Annotated in this window: 16 protein-coding genes and 1 pseudogene; 8 read left to right on the forward strand and 9 right to left on the reverse strand. The window is 69.9% G+C overall.

From position 1 onward, the window contains the following. Positions 1-64: 64 nt before the first annotated feature. Together AC27IY_RS30750 and AC27IY_RS30755 are read left to right on the forward strand one after the other, a co-directional pair. The gene (locus tag AC27IY_RS30750) at positions 65-733 is read left to right on the forward strand and encodes a hypothetical protein (RefSeq protein ID WP_487180016.1); all 669 of its coding nucleotides are present in this window, start codon (positions 65-67) and stop codon (positions 731-733) included. Between the two features lie 293 nt (positions 734-1,026). Continuing rightward, entirely contained in the window at positions 1,027-1,374 is a 348-nt protein-coding gene (locus AC27IY_RS30755; protein ID WP_487180017.1) for a hypothetical protein, read from the forward strand. Positions 1,375-1,718: 344 nt separating this feature from the next. On the opposite strand, the gene AC27IY_RS30760 is transcribed toward AC27IY_RS30755, so the two are convergent. The 3 genes from AC27IY_RS30760 to AC27IY_RS30770 all read right to left on the reverse strand — a co-directional run bounded on the left by AC27IY_RS30760 (position 1,719) and on the right by AC27IY_RS30770 (position 3,678). Continuing rightward, complete coding sequence (locus AC27IY_RS30760; RefSeq protein ID WP_487180018.1) at positions 1,719-2,231, reverse strand: hypothetical protein; 513 nt, start codon at positions 2,229-2,231, stop codon at positions 1,719-1,721. 73 nt (positions 2,232-2,304) lie between these two features. Further along, entirely contained in the window at positions 2,305-2,781 is a 477-nt protein-coding gene (locus AC27IY_RS30765) for a hypothetical protein (protein WP_487180019.1), read from the reverse strand. Positions 2,782-2,796: 15 nt separating this feature from the next. Continuing rightward, positions 2,797-3,678: a helix-turn-helix domain-containing protein gene (locus AC27IY_RS30770; protein WP_487180020.1), complete on the reverse strand. Its 882-nt coding sequence runs from the start codon at positions 3,676-3,678 to the stop codon at positions 2,797-2,799. Positions 3,679-4,481: 803 nt separating this feature from the next. Between AC27IY_RS30770 and AC27IY_RS30775 the strand changes: the two genes are divergently transcribed. Next, complete coding sequence (locus AC27IY_RS30775; RefSeq protein WP_487180021.1) at positions 4,482-4,703, forward strand: hypothetical protein; 222 nt, start codon at positions 4,482-4,484, stop codon at positions 4,701-4,703. A 58-nt stretch (positions 4,704-4,761) separates the two neighbouring features. On the opposite strand, the gene AC27IY_RS30780 is transcribed toward AC27IY_RS30775, so the two are convergent. The 4 genes and pseudogenes from AC27IY_RS30780 to AC27IY_RS30795 form a co-directional block, all read right to left on the reverse strand. Next, positions 4,762-6,222 (reverse strand): recombinase family protein, encoded by a 1,461-nt coding sequence (locus AC27IY_RS30780; protein WP_487180022.1) that lies wholly within the window; start codon positions 6,220-6,222, stop codon positions 4,762-4,764. Positions 6,223-6,252: 30 nt separating this feature from the next. Further along, a pseudogene (locus tag AC27IY_RS30785) lies at positions 6,253-6,885 on the reverse strand (ATPase, T2SS/T4P/T4SS family); the annotation flags it as partial. A 92-nt stretch (positions 6,886-6,977) separates the two neighbouring features. Next, positions 6,978-8,057: a septum site-determining protein Ssd gene (gene ssd, locus AC27IY_RS30790; protein WP_487180023.1), complete on the reverse strand. Its 1,080-nt coding sequence runs from the start codon at positions 8,055-8,057 to the stop codon at positions 6,978-6,980. An 869-nt stretch (positions 8,058-8,926) separates the two neighbouring features. Continuing rightward, positions 8,927-9,706: a Fic family protein gene (locus tag AC27IY_RS30795; protein ID WP_423451395.1), complete on the reverse strand. Its 780-nt coding sequence runs from the start codon at positions 9,704-9,706 to the stop codon at positions 8,927-8,929. A 467-nt stretch (positions 9,707-10,173) separates the two neighbouring features. Here AC27IY_RS30795 and acs point away from each other — a divergent pair, with 467 nt between their 5' ends. The 4 genes from acs (at position 10,174) to AC27IY_RS30815 (ending at position 14,172) form a co-directional block, all read left to right on the forward strand. Next, on the forward strand, positions 10,174-12,147 hold the full coding sequence (acs, locus tag AC27IY_RS30800) for an acetate--CoA ligase (protein WP_423478018.1): 1,974 nt from the start codon (positions 10,174-10,176) through the stop codon (positions 12,145-12,147). Between the two features lie 183 nt (positions 12,148-12,330). Then, a complete protein-coding gene (locus AC27IY_RS30805) occupies positions 12,331-12,792 on the forward strand; it encodes a phage holin family protein (protein ID WP_344208412.1) in 462 nt (153 codons plus the stop codon). Then, entirely contained in the window at positions 12,782-13,702 is a 921-nt protein-coding gene (locus AC27IY_RS30810) for an alpha/beta fold hydrolase (RefSeq protein ID WP_423451397.1), read from the forward strand. Before AC27IY_RS30805 ends, AC27IY_RS30810 begins: the two co-directional genes overlap by 11 nt. Positions 13,703-13,728: 26 nt before the next feature. Then, on the forward strand, positions 13,729-14,172 hold the full coding sequence (locus tag AC27IY_RS30815; protein WP_329587120.1) for a DUF309 domain-containing protein: 444 nt from the start codon (positions 13,729-13,731) through the stop codon (positions 14,170-14,172). A 4-nt stretch (positions 14,173-14,176) separates the two neighbouring features. Here the strand turns inward: AC27IY_RS30815 and AC27IY_RS30820 are convergent, their stop codons facing one another. Next, positions 14,177-15,367, reverse strand: a complete 1,191-nt coding sequence (locus tag AC27IY_RS30820; protein WP_344208417.1) for a MarP family serine protease — start codon at positions 15,365-15,367, stop codon at positions 14,177-14,179. 81 nt (positions 15,368-15,448) lie between these two features. On the opposite strand from AC27IY_RS30820, the gene AC27IY_RS30825 reads away from it, so the two are divergent. After that, positions 15,449-15,961, forward strand: a complete 513-nt coding sequence (locus tag AC27IY_RS30825; protein ID WP_329587126.1) for a HEAT repeat domain-containing protein — start codon at positions 15,449-15,451, stop codon at positions 15,959-15,961. On the opposite strand, the gene AC27IY_RS30830 is transcribed toward AC27IY_RS30825, so the two are convergent. Further along, positions 15,958-16,602: an NUDIX hydrolase gene (locus AC27IY_RS30830; protein ID WP_487180024.1), complete on the reverse strand. Its 645-nt coding sequence runs from the start codon at positions 16,600-16,602 to the stop codon at positions 15,958-15,960. The two genes, AC27IY_RS30825 and AC27IY_RS30830, sit on opposite strands and share 4 nt — an antisense overlap. Positions 16,603-16,632: the final 30 nt, after the last annotated feature.

Here is a 16,632-nt window from a genome sequence, read left to right on the forward strand (position 1 = left end):
ATTGCGGCCGGTCCGGATTGCCAAGGCAGTACAGGATGAACAAGTAGTCCGTATAGTCGGGGCTATGGCACCGTCCAGTCAGCGCACAACCGGTTACACGGTCGTGCCGTTCGTGATCGCGTACGCAAACGAGCTGGTGTCAGACCCGTTGGGGTTCGTCCCCTACGCGGGTCGACAGCGCCTGAGCTACCTGCCGTCGTCCAAACCCGGCGACTGGGTCAAGGGCCCGTCAGCTCGGTCCTGGGAGCCGGGCATCCTCCGTGCCCGTGTCCGCGACCTCCGAGCCAAGCCGGACGAACGGGGGCCCGAACGCATGCGCAAGCTCAACGTGCGCCGCCAATGGCGATGCATGGACAAGCGGCTGTGCCAGGTGTGCGGCTACCCCGCGACCGACCCTGAGACGGGGCTCATACCGTGGCTGCTGACAGCGACCGTGTTCGAGCGCACCGGCGCCGACAGCGGACGTACCAACGCGCCGCCGACGTGCTGGAACTGCATCCCCAAAGCCATGGAGGAGTGCCCCATGCTGGGCATGAGCTTCGGCCTCGTCACGGCGATCGACGTCGTAAGCGTTGGTGTCCTCGCCGACATGTACCGGCCTGGCCTGCTGCCTGGCACGTTGGTGCCGACGGCGCACAACGTCTTCGTGGCCTGGGACGCCTCCCAATACCACCTTCACGCGCTGGCCACGTCTCAGGTGGTTGAACTGCACGGACTGAGATCCGTGCCATGATCCCCCGGCTCCCGTTGCTGCAGCTCACCACCCACCGCCGACGGGAGCCGGGCCAGACCCCCGGTACGTGACTACCGGGGTAGGTGTGGTCCCCGCTGCTGCCCCGGAGGGCCGATTTCCCAGGGCGGGGACCACACCGCGCACACGGGCCTGTACGTCATCCGGTTCACGTACGGGTGACGTACAGGCTGCCGTCGGCCTCCCGGCCGGGCGCGTCGGCCGCAGGGTTGCCAACTAGGGACGATCCTGAAACCGGCTTCCACGCCCGGGGCAGGACTGATAGCCCTTGACCCATGGACGAGGAACGCCAAGATCCCTTCGCCGCCGATTTTTCCGGCAGCTCGCCTGACCCCGGGGAGGACGAATACGAACCACCGTGGCATGGCTGCCCAGCCGACAACTGCGACTACGGCTCAGTGGACCTCTACGAGCGGCCTGACGAGGAAGGCGACGGCTCCCCCATAGCGGGCGGCACCTGCGACCGCTGCGGTACCCCCGCCGTTCAATGCACCGAATGCGGGGGCCTCACCGCCCTAGTCGGCTGGGACCCGACTCCATGCGACAGCTGCGGCGAGACGGAGTACCAGCGTGTCCCCGCAGACAAGAAGGGCACCGAGTTCAGCTTCCACCGCGTCTCCTGACCAACCCCGCGAGTCGGCCGGACGCGGCCACTGTTCCCGGCCCCTCGGCGCTCGACTGGGCCCAAGGCCTGAGAAACCAAGGGGCGGGGCGCTGGCCTAGTTGGTCGACGGCGCGGCGCCGAGCTGGCCGACGAGGGCCACGACCACGAGGCCGGGAGTCGACGGCCGGGAGCTGCTGGCGCTCGGTCCTCGGCCGGGAGCTGGCGGCACGGAGTCAACGGTGGGGCACCAGGAGGTATACGACGCGACAGTGTCGCTCTATGTGGAGGATGACCGGGCCCAGACCCTCGCCGATTTTCGCCGGCTGACTGGCCAAAAAATCCGGCACCATTTTTGACCTGCGGTTATGCGGTGCCGTCGCTCGAATTCGTGTTGTGGCCAAGCGTGCTCCACCGCCACAGGTGCTCCGCCCGGTCCTGCGACAGGCTGCGCACCTCCGGCGAGGTCGCCGAGTCGGTGGCGTTGTGCTCCTCGGAAAGGGCGGCCGAGGTCACCACCGCCAGGAGTGCGCTGTTCTGCAGGGCCACATCCGGTCCTGCCTCCAGTGCCGATCTCCACCGCCGCAAAATGCGGGTGATCTCGCTGGCGTTGGGCTTTTCTCCTGGCCTGCGCATCCGGCGCTGGATGGCCTCGTGAGTCTTGCCCCGGTGCTTCAGCTCGGCCACGAAGATGGCCAGGGCCTCCTCATACAGCCGGTCGCGTTCCGCCAGCCGTCGCCGTTCTTCGGCGAGGACCTCAACGACCCGATACACGTCCTCGGTGGGCATCCCCTCGGGGTTGTTCGACTGCATGGAGGTGACTCGCTGGCCCAACCTCAGGGCCACGTCGACGACCTCACGGTGGCGGTGGTGCAGCACGTACAGCTCCCTTCTACCCGGCACGGATCCCCCGCCCACAGGGCCGGACGAGGCTACCGGGCGCCGCCGACAGTTATCGCAGCGGTTGCGGGTCGGCCACCCGCCCGAGCCAGAACGCCGTGTGATGCTTCGGGGCTGCGGGGCGTTCGCCGAGGCGGGGGCCGGTCGTCAGCGGCGGCGGTTGCCTCGGCTCGTCGAGGTCCTCGGCCCACTCCTTGACGGCAGTCGCCGACGGCATGCGCAGCAGCCGGTAGACGTACGACCCGGGCGTGTGTCCCTTGCTGATCGTCACCCAGCCGTCGGCGGACAGGGCCCGCGCATGCTCGCCGATCTCCGCGTCGGTCCAGCCGGTGTGCCGCTCAAGCTGCGCCGTGGACACCTCTACCTCCTGGTGCCCCTCGGCGAGCCGCGCGAGCAGCAGCCAGAGGCACACGGCGCCGGGCGGTACGGCGGCCTCAGCCAGGCGCATGGGCACGATCAGGTAGTCGTCATCGGGGAACGTGACCGCCGAGTACGGCGCGGCCGGGAAGGCGAGCATGTCGCGGGTCATTCTGGCTCCTACGCTCTAGCGGTCGTCCTCATCGTCGTCCTGCTCCGGCGCCGCGTACCCGAAGCCGAGTTCGGTCAGCCATTCGTCCAGAATCTTGACGATGAAATCGGCCGGGTAGTCGGTGCCGTACGTCTCCAGCGTGTCGCTGACGACCTCAGCAGTCGCCTCCTCGCCGACCAGCTCAACGGCCTCGTCAACCGCCCACAGGATCGTCCTGGAGACCTCGCCATTGTTCGCAACCCACGTCCTGAGGTCCTCGTGGACAACGGCGTCCAGCCAGGTACGGGCAACTCGTCGCGTGGCGTTCTGCTGCTCCTGTTTGGCGTCGTGCTCCTCGGCGACCTTGACCATGACCGGCGTGCGGATCAGCCGGTACTCGTTCTTCCCGAGGGGGTCCGGCCGTCGCACCTCCAGGAGACCGGCCTCCTTGAGTTCGTCCAGGTAAACCCGGATCTGACGCTCCTTCACGCCCATGTACTTGGCCAGTGCGCTCTGAGAGGACCAGGCCCACTCGTTCGTCCCGCCGATCCGGTCGAGCATCAGCCAGAGCCGCAGAGCGCCGGAGGAGATTGAGCTGGCCGTCATGGAGATGAACACCTTCGACCAGGCGTCCCGCCGCACGTTGATCCGGCCACGGTAGGTGTCGCCAGCAAACTCAACCTTGATCAGCTCGTACCGGTTCCCGTCCTTGGTCCTGGTGACCTTGACCAGGCCAAGCTTTTTCAGGGCCGACACCTCGCGCTTGATCGTCGCAGCGCTCAGGGTGGTCAGCTCGGACAGCTCGTCATTCGTCAGGACCGGCCAGAAATTGTTAGTCCACCGGCCATACACGGCTGACAGAACACGAATGCCGTTGTGTGAAATCCGGTCCGACCAGATGAACGTTTCAGGGAGCATTCCGAAGTACGATTCGGGGCTCTGACCTGCTACCCTAGCCATAGATGAAGCCGACCCTTCGTCTCTCGGCCCGGAGTGTTCGCACCACTCGCGGGCCTTTTTCATGGCCGTTGTTTCGGCCTAGATCAACGGTAGCAGGATGTCCGTTTCGGATATCAATGCCAACAATCCCGGCAGGCGTTCCAGGCCCTCAAGGACCATTCTCAAGTTGAGATTTTTGTCTGATCACCACAACACATCCCAACTCGACGAGGCCGAAAGTTTGTACGCCGAGAAACAGCAGGTCAGCGCCACATAGCTCAAATACCACCGCTGGGTCAGCTCACACAGCACCGCTGGGATAGCTCGGAGAGCACCGCTGGGTCAGCTCACACAGCGCCGCGTAGAAGGAGAAGGGTTAGAGGGAGAAGGGTTAGACCGAGAAGCACCTAGAAGGCGTCGCGCGCTCCGCGCTTGACGGGGAGGGGGGCAGGGGATCGGGGATGGGTATCCACGGCTACCGGTACGGCCTTCGGCCGATTCATCAGCGGGATGCCCGGTCCTGCCCCTAACCTCCAGCCGCGTGGACCTCTAGGCGGCCCTGAGCGCCATTCTCCGGCCCCGTCAGTGCCAGCATGGCCCGATTATCGCCGAGCAGCCACAGGGCAGCCCTGCGGCGATCTGGCGGCTTGGGCGTGTAGCTCCCGGCCGTTATCAGATGCGGCCATGGCCAGGCAAACGAAATCCTAACTAGTGAAGCTGTGAATTTGAATTCACGCGCAGGACTTGCGCATCCCAACTATGCCCTCCGTAACGTCGTTCCCGTGATCAACCGGACGAATGCGGAAGCGGTGAATAGCGCCCCTGTGCGTGCAGTGAATGACCAGGCACCCGTGAGCGGGTACAAGTACGCGGCCCTCGTCCGCGAAATCGTCGACGGCGCTCCGCCGCTCACGGCCGAGCAGAAGGCCCGCATCGCGATCCTGATGCGCGGCGCGGTTCCGGCCGCCGCCCATGAGCCGGCGAACGCCAGCAACGCCGCCTGACGTCCTTCGGGACCTCAGTGAGCAGGCCGACGGGGGCCTCGCGCCCCCGGCCTCCTGGTCACCTCTTCCAGTCGATCCTCACCGAGGCAGGGTCGAAGTAGCTGCCGTCGGGCCCCCGCCCGTGCCGGGTGGGCAGGATGGTCACGGTCATCAACGCGTCGAGGACGGCGCGCTTCCGGCCGAGGTCCTGCGCCTTCCACGTAGCCCGCGTGTCCACCGTGCCGACGACCCCGGCGAAGACGCTTCCCTGGCTCGCTGCGGTAATCCGGTCCTCAATCTCCTTGAGCTGGCTCCGGAGCCGGGTGCTCCCGGTCACGAGCTGGCGCGCGTCAATGGCCCCGTCAGCGTGCAGCGTCGCCAGCTCGTCGAGCCGGGCCCGCAGGGTGACGGTCTCAACGCGCAGTGGAGCAACGTCCTCCCCCTGGTCTTTCAGCGGCAGCTCAACCGCGTCAGGCCGGGACAGCCGTTCAATGATCAGTTCCTCTACGAACTCGTCCAGCGGCGCCGCCGTCCGCGTAACGTGGGTGCCCGGCCGCTGGGATCCTCCACGCGGCGGGCGGCACCGGTAGCTGGGGTTCGCGCCCCCGCCAGAGCGGGAGCAGATGACGGTCTCCCCGCAACCCCCGCAGATGTAGATGCCGGACCCGAGCCACCGAGCCCGGTTGCCCGGCGACGTCCTGCGCGCAGGGTCGGACAGCAGCGCCACGACGGCCCGCCAGGACTCCTCGGGGACGACTGCGGGCCATGAGGCCTTACCCACCACCTCGCCCTTGTAGACGGCCAAACCGGCGTTCCGGGCGCGCTGGAGCATGTCCCTCATCTCGACCGTGCTCCACTCCTTGCCGCGCGAGGTCCGGACACCTGCAGCGTTGATCGCCCGGACGACGGACCGCAGGCTCGCCCCCGCCAAAAGGGCCTCCGTCGCCTTGACGATCTCCGCCGCTTCGGTCGGCTCCACCGTGACGCCGTCCTTCTCGAAGCCGAACGGGCGGATACCGCCGCTGTACTCGCCGTTGGTCGCCTTGCGCAGGCGGGCGTTCGAGACGCGGCGGGCGGTGTCCCGGGACGACTTATTGGCCACCGCTACCAGGACCCGCGCCATGGTGATCTCGCCGTCGTTCGAGAGCCGCAGCGACCCGGTGACCGACGCCACCGGAGGCCGTGGCTTCCGCATCTCAACGGCGTCAATCAGGTCCTCAAGGTCGCGGGGATCGCGGGCGGCCCGGTCGAGGTCGTAGGCGATCAGCCCGTCGGCCTCACCGGTCGACAGCCACGTGATCGCGTCGCGCAAGCCGGGTCGGATGGTCCGCAGACCGTAGGTGCCATCTGGGAGCTGAATCTTCCGCCGCTTGTAGGCGGACACGTCGTTCTCCACCACAACCTTCCAGACCTTCCACCCGTGGGCATCGGCCCACCGACGGCAGTGCCTCTCCTGGTCGTCGACTCCGGTCGTGTCCTCGTCGCGGGCGTCGCTGATCCGGCACAAGATCACGGCTCTCTGGGGGGTGTACTCGCTCATGGTTTAATGGTGTCATAAGCGAGGGTTCGGCTTGCCTGTTCCGGTGCCGCCGGTCACCAGGAAGGCCAGTCGGGCGGAGACCATCGCCGTGAGCATCGCGACGGCCGGCTGTGTGATCGTGCCCGCCTTGACGAGGTCGTGCAGGGTGAACGTACGGCGTGGCGGCAGGCGTAGGGACAGGCAGGTGCCTTCGGGGGCTATGGGCGGAAGCACGGCGTGGAGGCGTACGCCGCCCGCGAGTCGCGCGTCCACGTAAGGCGAGGCGTCGTCCAGGCGTCGTCCCGCGGCGGCGGCGAGGCGCTGGGCGAGGCGGCGTACGGCGGCGTCGTCGGTGAAGCGGATGGGGGTGCGACTGAGGCCGGTGCCGTCGTCCAGCCATACCTCGTCCGGGCCGTTGACCAGGACGTCTGTGACGTCAGGGCGGGCGAGGAGCGGCTCCAGGGGGCCGGCTCCGATCAGGTCCGCGCAGAGGGCGCGGGCGACGGCGAGGATCTCGGCGTCGCCGTAGACCGCCTTTTCCGCTCGCAGGGCTACGGCGACCTGGGCGGCGCTGGGTTCGGCCCCGGTGCGGGCGAGGCGTACGCGGACGGCCTCGACGAGTTCGGAGGACACCGATGGCGGGGGTGCCGTGGGCGGAGGCGTGACCGGCCAGGTGGTGGCCATCCCGGATGAGGTTCTGCCGGGTGAGGGCTGGGTGGTCGTGAGCGGGGGTTTGGTGGGTTGTGCCGACTCGTCGAGGTGGGCGTGGGGTGGTGTCATGTGAGCTGCCTGTCCGCTCGGGAGGAAGCGTTCTCAGGAGTGAGGAGGTCTTGGAGGAGGGAGACGCAGAGGGTGCCCAGGGCGGTGCGGGGGCCCAGTTTGGGGAGCTCACCGCGGTTGAGGGTGGCGGTGAGCCGGGGCAGGTCGGGGAGGGTGCCCGCGTAGGGGATGCCGAGGGAGGCGGCGGCGGTGTCGGCGTCCACGATGCCCGGGCGGAGGATCATGCGGAGGTCGGTCGTGTGCCTGCCGGCTTCGCCCAGGACCTGGCGCGCGGAGAGGATGCCGCGTACGTCCGCCGCGGCCACCAGCAGGGTGGTCTTCGCCCTGGTGAGGGCTTCGGCGGCGGCCGGGTCGAAGTGGCGTGGGAGGTCCACGACCACCAGGTCGAAGCCTCGCTGACCGGCGTCGAGGACCGATCGCATGGCCTGGGCGGGGATCGGGGCCGCCTCGCCCCTGTGGAAGGAGAGGATCGCGAGATCGCCGAACGCGGGCAGGGCCTTCTGCAGGGCGCTGCTGCTGATGCGGCCCTCTCTCGCGACGAGGTCTCCCCAGCGGGCTCCCGGCGCTTCCTCGTGGCCCAGCAGCGCGTCGATGCCACCGCCCAGCGGGTCCGCGTCCACGAGGAGGGTGTGGAGTCGGGCGCCGCCGGAGGCGTGAAGGGCGAGGCAGGCCGACAGGACGCTTGACCCCACGCCGCCCCGGCCGCCCAGTACGCAGATCACCGGGCCTGAGCGGGGCTCCGGCTCCATGGCGTCGGCGAAGCGGTCGACGAGGTGACGTTCGTCGCCGGGGAGGGTGACGACGGCCTGGGCGCCTGCTGCGACGCACCTTCGCCAGGTGTCGGGGTCGTCGGGGGTGCGGGTGACGAGGAGGACCTGGTCGCGGGGTGGGGGTGCGGTCGCGGCCACGGCGTCCGCCTGGTCCGCACCGATCGCCACGAGTGGGGCGAGGTTCCAGTGCGGGCGGGCGTGGGCGGGGAGCTGGGCCACGTCGAGCTGGGCGCCGGCTGCCGCCGCTATGCGGACCAGGTCGTCGAGGAGGGCGGGGTCGTCGGTGATGACCAAGGGACGGTGCAATGTGGGCCTCCCGTTCGTGGGTGGTGGGAGGTCCAGGGTGGGGCGGAGGGCAGGTGCCGCGAGGGGCCGAACGGGGTTCTGTGGATGAGGGGGTTTCCACGTACGCGGGCCTGTGGATGAGCGCCACCAGTGCCTGCTGCGGGTCAGCTCACGAGGGCGCGCGAGTGCCAGCGGGCGAGCGTACGGAGACCCGTCCCATGACCGGGAGGCGGGGAAAAGGGGCGACCCCCGCCGGGGGGGAGAGCGGGGGTCGCCTGATCGGTCCGGCTCCGGGGGGGTAGAGCCGGTCCCGTTTCAGAAGAAAGCTTTCATCACTTCACCACAGCCTGGCAAGGGACCCGCAAAGCCATCCCGCGCAAGTGCGCTCCAGTTCCTGGGCGATACCAACGTATGCTGCCCGATCCGATCGAGTTTCGTCGAGCAGTAATCTCGCATTTTCGCCAAGTTTTTTCGTGAATTGATAACGATCACATAAAGAAGATCACGGAGAGTGATCGGCGAGGCCGGCTCGCCCGGCGGCGGGAAGGCTCCGGCGCGGGCGGGACAGGGCGGCGGCGCGGGTGCGTACGCGCACAGGTAAAGGTCTTGCCCCGAGGGGTTCCCAGCAGGGCGAATCCGACGTAGAAAGGTCTTACGGACCAATGGTCCGGGTGCATCGAGTCGGGCACCCACGTGCGACCAGCCGCGGGAGGCGCGTCGTGACGGGCTTGACCCGCTTCGACGGATACAGGTGCACGCTTGGTAACCCGGCGTGATGCACTGGCAGACGGCGTCTCAGTATTGAGACGCCGTCAGCTATGTCGGTAGGACGTCTTACCAGGTCCTTCGCAGGCAGAGCGCGTTACGGTCGGCCGCCGGACGAGCACCGGTCAGCCTCTTTGCATGGCCTCGCAGATGGCGGTCGTCTCGCGGACGCCGAGGCTTACCGCGGAGGCACAATGCTGTACCCACTGGGCGACGCCCTCGGGAGTGCCGCTCAGGTACGACCGCAGCGCCTCCGCGTACGGCAGCTCGTGATGCCCCACCTCCACGGCCACCAGCGACTTCGGGTCCAGCCCGTACTCGACCAGGGTCAGCCGCTCGGCCGAGCGCGCCACCACGCCGTCCGCCACGCCGAACGGCCGCAACACCGCCAGCTCGGCGTGCACCACGGCCGCCAGCACGATCGCGGGAGCCTTCGTGGGGCGTCCGAGGAGGTCCATGAGGCCGTCCACGCGTACGGCCGTCTCCTTGGCGTCCGGAGCCGGGCCGAGGCCGAACGGGTCGGGGGCGTCGTCCCCCGACCTGGGACGACCCAGGGCGTCCTCCGGAGCGAGGCCGGCGGCGGCGACCGTGTGCAGGCGGGCGAGGACCTGCCGGGGCGCGCGGCGCCAGGTCGGGCCCAGCCTGCCCATTTCCGCCGACGCGCGCAGGGCGCCCTGCACCAGCGGGTCGTGGATCTCGTCGCGGCGCAGGGCGTCCAAGGGGACGTCCGCACCCTCGATGGCGGCCGAGGCGCGGGCGCCGCGCAGCGACGACTCCGTGGAGACGGCCGGGCTGGCGCGGCGGAGCACACGGTGGCGGTAGAGCCGGTCGACGGACTGACGGGCCTCGTCCACGGCCTCCTGCACGCCGGGGAAGGTCGCGATGACGGCCAAAGGGTCACTCACGAGGACTGACCCTACCGGGCCGGTACGGTCCACCAGCGACAAGGCAGGAGGAGGCAGAGGGAGCCGGCGGACAGGGGTGGGACCCCGAGGCGGGGGTCCCACAGAGGGAGCCGGCGAACGGGGGGCGGGACCCCAAGGCGGGGAGTCACGCAGAGGCAGCCGGCAGACGGAGGCGGGACCCCAAGGCGCGGGGTCACGCAGAGCGTCCGGGAGGGCCGGCAGACCCCCTTTACCGTACGCCCCCAAACCGCCACCCCAGGGGGCCCATAAAACCGCCACTCCCCGCTCGCATATTCTCTGGATTTCAGGATGACAACATTTCAATTGCGAAGATAACCCCACCCGATAACCAAGCCCCCGCTCCCCGCGCCCGAGGTACAGACCTGTCTAGACCTCTTGTGTGCGAGGGCCGTGAGCTGGTGAAGTGGGACACGACCTATCCAACCTGGCCATAGAAGGAGCACGAGGTGGCCCCGGAGACCCCTGGCAACGAGACCCAGGCGCTGTCCAATCTGCTGCAGGAGAACCGCCGGTTCGCACCTCCGGCCGACCTCGCGGCGTCCGCGAACGTGACCGCCGCCGCGTACGACGAGGCCGCCGCCGACCGACTCGCCTTCTGGGAGCACGCGGCCGAGCGGCTGACGTGGGCCAAGCGGTGGGACAGGACCCTGGAGTGGAACCCTCCCTTCGCCAAGTGGTTCATCGGCGGGGAGCTCAACGTGGCCTACAACTGCGTGGACCGCCACGTCGAGGAGGGCCGGGGCGACAAGGTCGCCTACTACTGGGAGGGCGAGCCGGAGGACGACACCCGCGTCCTCACCTACAACGACCTGAAGTCCGAGGTCAGCAAGGCCGCCAACGCGCTGGCCGAGCTGGGCGTGGGCAAGGGCGACCGGGTCGCGATCTACATGCCGATGATCCCCGAGCTGCCGATCGCGATGCTGGCCTGCGCCCGCATCGGCGCGGTCCACTCGGTGGTGTTCGGCGGCTTCTCCGCCACGGCGCTGAAGAGCCGCATCGACGACGCCGACGCCAAGCTGGTGATCACGGCCGACGGCGGCTACCGCCGGGGCAAGCCGAGCGCGCTCAAGCCGACCGTGGACGAGGCCGTCGCCGAGTGCCCGCAGGTCGAGAACGTCCTCGTGGTCCGGCGCACCGGCGAGGACGTCGCGTTCGGCGAGAAGGACCTGTGGTGGCACGACGTGGTCGACCGCCAGAGCGACCAGCACACCCCGCAGCCCAACGACGCCGAGGACCCGCTGTACATCCTCTACACCAGCGGCACCACCGGTAAGCCCAAGGGCATCCTGCACACGACCGGCGGCTATCTGACGCAGACGGCCTGGACGCACCACGCGGTCTTCGACCTCAAGCCCGAGACCGACATCTACTGGTGCACGGCCGACATCGGCTGGGTCACCGGCCACTCCTACATCGTCTACGGCCCGCTGGCCAACGGCGCGACGAGCGTCATCTACGAGGGCACCCCCGACACGCCGCACCGCGGCCGGTTCTGGGAGATCGTGCAGAAGTACAAGGTCACGATCCTCTACACGGCGCCGACGGCGATCCGTACGTTCATGAAGTGGGGAGACGACATCCCCGCCAAGTACGACATGTCCAGCCTGCGGGTCCTGGGCTCGGTCGGCGAGCCGATCAACCCGGAGGCGTACGTCTGGTACCGCGAGCACATCGGCGGCGACCGCTGCCCGGTGGTCGACACGTGGTGGCAGACCGAGACCGGCGCCATCATGATCAGCCCGCTGCCCGGCATCACCGCCGCCAAGCCGGGCGCCGCGATGCGCCCGCTGCCGGGCGTCGCCGCCGACGTGGTGGACGACCAGGGCAACAGCGTCCCCAACGGCGGGGGCGGCTTCCTCGTCGTACGCGAGCCGTGGCCCTCCATGCTGCGTACGATCTGGGGCGACGACCAGCGCTACATCGACACCTACTGGAGCCGTTTCGAGGGGATGTACTTCCCCGGCGACGGCGCCAAGAAGGACGAGGACGGCGACCTCTGGCTGCTCGGCCGGGTCGACGACGTCATGCTGGTCTCCGGGCACAACATCTCCACCACGGAGGTGGAGAGCGCGCTGGTCAGCCACCCGAAGGTGGCCGAGGCGGCGGTCGTGGGCGCGACGGACCCGGTGACGGGCCAGGCCATCGTGTCGTTCGTGATCCTGCGCGGCAGCGTCGAGGAGAGCGACGACATCGCCTCCGAGCTGCGCAACCACGTGGCCAAGACGCTCGGCCCGATCGCCAAGCCGCGGCAGATCCTGGTGGTGCCCGAGCTGCCCAAGACCCGTTCCGGCAAGATCATGCGCCGCCTCCTGCGCGACGTGGCCGAGAACCGCAGCATCGGCGACGTCACCACGCTCGCCGACAGCACGGTGATGAACCTCATCGCGGAGAAGCTCCCGTCCGCCAAGTCCGACGACTGACCCTCGTCACAGAAGGGGCGCATGTCACACACCGTGGACGTGCGCCCCTTCTGCGTCGGCGCTATGTTCTCCGATCGGGTAGTTCTGGGAGTGATAGCGCGGCTCGTCCTTGGGAAGTAAGCGGCCGTCGCGCTGCGCTGGATGATGATTGACACGGCCCCCGGGCCTCGATAGGAGACGTTCATGCCGCAGACTCCCGAGGAAGAATCCCTGGGCTCCCTGGTCGCCCAGGCGAGCAGTCAGATCTCGACCCTGGTCCGCTCGGAGATCGAGCTGGCCAAGGCCGAGTTCAGGTTCGACGCCAAGCGGGTCGGCATGGCGGGCGGGCTGTTCGCCGCCGCGGCCTTCATGGCGCACCTGTGCCTGATCCTCGCCTCGGTCACGATCGCGTTCGTGCTGGACCAGTGGCTGCCCACCTGGGCGGCCTTCCTCATCGTGACCGTGTTCTACCTGCTGGTCGCGGGTCTGCTGGTGTTCGTCGGGATCCGGCGGCTGAAGGGCCTCGCCGGGATGAAGCGCACCGCCGCCTCGCTCAGGGGGCTCAAGGAGATCGCCACCCCCGAGGACGAGGCGCTTCCCGCCACCGCCCCCGACGCCCGGCCGGCGGCCCGAGATCGCGAGCCGGTGGCCCGAGATGCGACCTGACGAGTCGGTCGTCCAGATCGAGGGCCCCTGGACGCACCGCGCGGTGCACGCGGGCGGCACCCGCTTCCACGTCGTGGAGGCCGGTGACGGCCCGCTGGTCCTGCTGCTGCACGGGTTCCCGCAGTTCTGGTGGACCTGGCGGCACCAGCTCGTCTCCCTGCCGAAGGCGGGCTACCGGGCGGTCGCGGCCGACCTTCGCGGCTACGGCGGCAGCGACAAGCCGCCGCGCGGCTACGACCTGCCCACGCTGGCCGCCGACGCGGCCGGGCTGATCCGCGCGCTGGGCGAGACCGGGGCGATCGTGGTCGGGCACGACTGGGGCGGGCTGCTGGCCTGGACGATGGCCGTGCTCGACCCCAAGTGCGTGCACCGGCTGGTCGCCGTGTCCGCCCCCCACCCGCTGCGGCTGCGCAACGCGCTGCTCACCGACCCGATGGGGCAGCTCAAGGCCAGCAGGCAGGCGCTCGGCTTCCAGGTGCCGCTGCTGCCGGAGCACCGGCTCACCCGCAAGGGCGGCGCGCTGGTCGGCCGGTTCCTGCGCGACTGGTCGGGGCCGGGCTGGCCGGAGGACGAGGAGGCGCGGGTCTACCGCGAGGCGTTCCGCATCCCGACGGTGGCGCACTGCGCGCTGGAGTACCACCGCTGGTTCGGCCGCTCCCAGCTCCGGCCCGACGGGCGGCGCTTCGCCCGCGCCATGCGCACGGAGATCGAGGCGCCCACGCTGCACCTGCACGGGGCGCTCGACCCGCGCGTGCTGCCCCGTACGGCCCAGGGTTCGAGCCGGTACGTCGCCGCCCCCTACCGATGGCGGCTGTTCGAGGGCGCCGGCCACTTCCCGCACGAGGAGATCCCCGACGCGTTCGACACCGAGCTGCTCGGCTGGCTGGCCGACCCAGAGCCCGACCGGTGAGCGAGCCCGACGAGAAAGCCTGAGAGATGAGAGACCGCGACCCCGAGGGCCGGCCGCGCAACGCCCGGCCGCGCGACGCGTACGGCAGGCCGCTCCCCTACGGCTCCCCCGGCGTGCCGAGGGTGCCCGACGACTACGCGCCCACCGCCGAGCAGGCGCTCGCCGACGGGCGGCGGTTCCTCGCCGAGGGGATGCCGTTCCACGCCCACGAGGTGTTCGAGGGCCGGTGGAAGTGCGCCCCGGAGGAGGAGCGCGAGCTGTGGCAGGGCCTCGCGCAGATCTGCGTCGGGCTCACGCACCTGCAGCGCGGCAACGGGCGCGGCGCGCTCACGTTGTTCGCGCGGGGCGCGGCCCGGGTGCAGGCGTCCGGCGGCGCGTACGACGCCGTCGGCAAGGTCGCCTCCGGCCTGGGCCAGGACAGCGACCCCGGCGAGGCGATCGCCCTGATCCTGGAGAAGCTGCCGGACTAGCCGGTCAGTCGCACTTCTGCGTGCTGGCCGGCGAGGTGTCGGTGCGGCCGAGCGAGGCGTCGGAGGCGACCTCCTCGGCCGTCAGGACGTAGCCGGTCTCCTGCTCGTTGACGGCCGCCGCGAAGATCACGCCGAACACGCGGCCGTCCACGGTCAGCAGCGGGCCGCCGGAGTTGCCGGGGAGCACGAGGCCGCGGATCTGGTAGACCTTCCGGGTCACCGTCGTGTCGCGGTAGATGTCGGGGCCCTCGGCGTCGAGCTTGCCGCCGATGCGGGCGGGCTCGGCGGTGAAGCCCTTGCCCTTGGGGAACCCGGCGATGATCGCGTTGTCGCCGCGCCTGCCCTCGCCGTCGAAGGTGAGCTGCGGCAGGTCGAGGCCGGGGACATGGAGGATGGCGATGTCGCGGCGCGGGTTGTAGCGCACGACCGTGGCCCGGTGGCGGGCGTTGTTGTAGTCGACGACCTCCAGGTCGCGGGTGACGCCGGCGACGACGTGCGCGTTGGTCATGATGCGGCCGGGGGCGTAGACGAAGCCGGTGCCCTCGATGTGCTTGTTGCAGCTCTGCGCGTCGCCCTGCACCTTGACGATGGCGCGGCGGGCCCGGGAGAGCCGGTTGCCCTGCAGCACGCTCTGGTCGGGCGGCGGCACGTCGAAGAGCTGCCCCGCCCCTATGTCGTCGAAGACCGGCGGGAACTCCGAGCGGTCGATGAACCTCTTGAACGGCGCCTGCCAGTTGCGCGCCGCCTGCGGGATCGCGTCGTCCACGGTGGTGAGCAGCGCGGAGTTCTTGACCTGGTCGACCAGCGGAGTGAACGACGTGGAGACGATCAGCGACCCGATCAGCCAGGCGATGACCAGCACCGACAGCGCGCTGGCGAACGTGCCGCCGACCGCGTCGGCCACCTTCGCGGGCTCCCACGTGACGTGGCTGCGTACGACCGCGCCGATCGTCGAGGAGGCGAACTGCCCGATCGTGGCGGACAGGAACACGATCACGATGGCCAGCAGCGCCTGCGGCGTGTCGCCGTCGACCACGGCACGGGAGACGGGGGGCGCGATGAAGACCCCGAGCACGGCGCCGCCGACGAACCCCACGAAGCTCATCGCCCCGATGATGAAGCCCTGACGGTAACCCGAGATGCCGAAGGCGACCACGAGGCCGATCAGGATGAGGTCAAGCAGATCACCGCGCACGCTTCAAAGGTATCCAGGGATAAGGTCAAGCGTGCACGTCTTCGGCCAGGACCGCGTCACCCTCCTGGCTACCTTGGCGCTATGCCGCAGGCCGAGGGAACAGTTCGCGATCTCATCGAGGCCGCGCTGCGTGACAGCGATCCCGACGGCCCCCTGCGCTGGCACGTGATCTCCGTGCTGCGTCAGCGCGGCGACCTGGAGTCCTTCATCGAGGCCCGCCGGTTGTGCGCGGCCGACACCGTCACCGAGCGGCTGCTCGGGGTGGACATCATGGGGATGCTGCGGCCGTTCGCCGACCGCACGCTGCCGGTGCTGCGCTACCTGGCGGCCAGCGAGGACGACGCCATGGTGCTCTATTCGGTGCTGATCGCCTTCGGGCACCTGGCCGACCCGCGCTCGCTGCCGACCGTGATCGAGCTGGCCGCGCACCGCGACCCCCGGGTGCGCTACGGGGCCGCGTACGCGCTCCAGCACGTGCTCGGCGACCCGCCGGACCCGTCGGGGCTGCGGACGCTGCGGACGCTGGCCGCCGACAGCGACGCCGACGTGGCCGGATGGGCCTCGCTCGGGGTCGCCCTGTGGTCCGGCCGTTAGACGCGGCGGGCCGTCAGGGACTCCAGCGGCAGCTCCGTCACCCGCGAGGTGTCCCACGGCTGGTCGAGCCCGGCCGCGCCCAGCGTGCGGTCGAGCACCATCGCGGTGAAGCCCCACACGAGCATGCCCCGCACCTGGAACGCCGGCCCCGCGATGCCCGTGGGCAGCCGCAGCGTGAACCGGTTGGCCGGGTCGACCAGCTCGGCGATCGGCACCCGCTCGACCGAGTCGACCTCGTCGGGTGAGGCCGCGTGCACCGCCGACGGTTCCCGCCACCAGGCGACGACGGGCGTGACCCGGTTGTCGCTGTGGTGCAGGTAGAGCTCGGGCAGGGTGCCGAGCACGTGCACCCCGCGCGGGTCGGCCCCGGTCTCCTCCTCGGCCTCGCGCAGCGCCGCCTCGACGGGGCCGCCGTCCTCGGGGTCCACGCCGCCGCCGGGGAACGCGGGCTGGCCCGGGTGCCTGCGCCCGCGCCTGCTGCGCTGGATGAGCAGCACGTCGGGACCGTACGGCCCCTCGCCGAAGAGCAGGAGCACCGCCGCGCGCCGGCCGCGTCCGTCGGGCGGCCGCAGGTATCGGGGGACGCTGAGCCGCTGGGACTGGTCCGCCAGGCGGATCAGCCAATGGGGGACTTGGGTCACGCATCCTCCAACACGCCGGGGCTCCTGCTG

The sequence above is a fragment of the Nonomuraea sp. B208 genome (assembly GCF_057536035.1).

Excerpts from the sequence above, each read along its gene's own strand:
- AC27IY_RS30750 (WP_487180016.1), top strand. The coding sequence starts at position 65 with ATGGCACCGTCCAGTCAGCGCACAACCGGTTACACGGTCGTGCCGTTC.
- AC27IY_RS30755 (WP_487180017.1), top strand. The coding sequence starts at position 1,027 with ATGGACGAGGAACGCCAAGATCCCTTCGCCGCCGATTTTTCCGGCAGC.
- AC27IY_RS30765 (WP_487180019.1), bottom strand. The coding sequence starts at position 2,781 with ATGACCCGCGACATGCTCGCCTTCCCGGCCGCGCCGTACTCGGCGGTC.
- AC27IY_RS30770 (WP_487180020.1), bottom strand. The coding sequence starts at position 3,678 with ATGCTCCCTGAAACGTTCATCTGGTCGGACCGGATTTCACACAACGGC.
- AC27IY_RS30780 (WP_487180022.1), bottom strand. The coding sequence starts at position 6,222 with ATGAGCGAGTACACCCCCCAGAGAGCCGTGATCTTGTGCCGGATCAGC.
- AC27IY_RS30805 (WP_344208412.1), top strand. The coding sequence starts at position 12,331 with ATGCCGCAGACTCCCGAGGAAGAATCCCTGGGCTCCCTGGTCGCCCAG.
- AC27IY_RS30810 (WP_423451397.1), top strand. The coding sequence starts at position 12,782 with ATGCGACCTGACGAGTCGGTCGTCCAGATCGAGGGCCCCTGGACGCAC.
- AC27IY_RS30815 (WP_329587120.1), top strand. The coding sequence starts at position 13,729 with ATGAGAGACCGCGACCCCGAGGGCCGGCCGCGCAACGCCCGGCCGCGC.
- AC27IY_RS30825 (WP_329587126.1), top strand. The coding sequence starts at position 15,449 with ATGCCGCAGGCCGAGGGAACAGTTCGCGATCTCATCGAGGCCGCGCTG.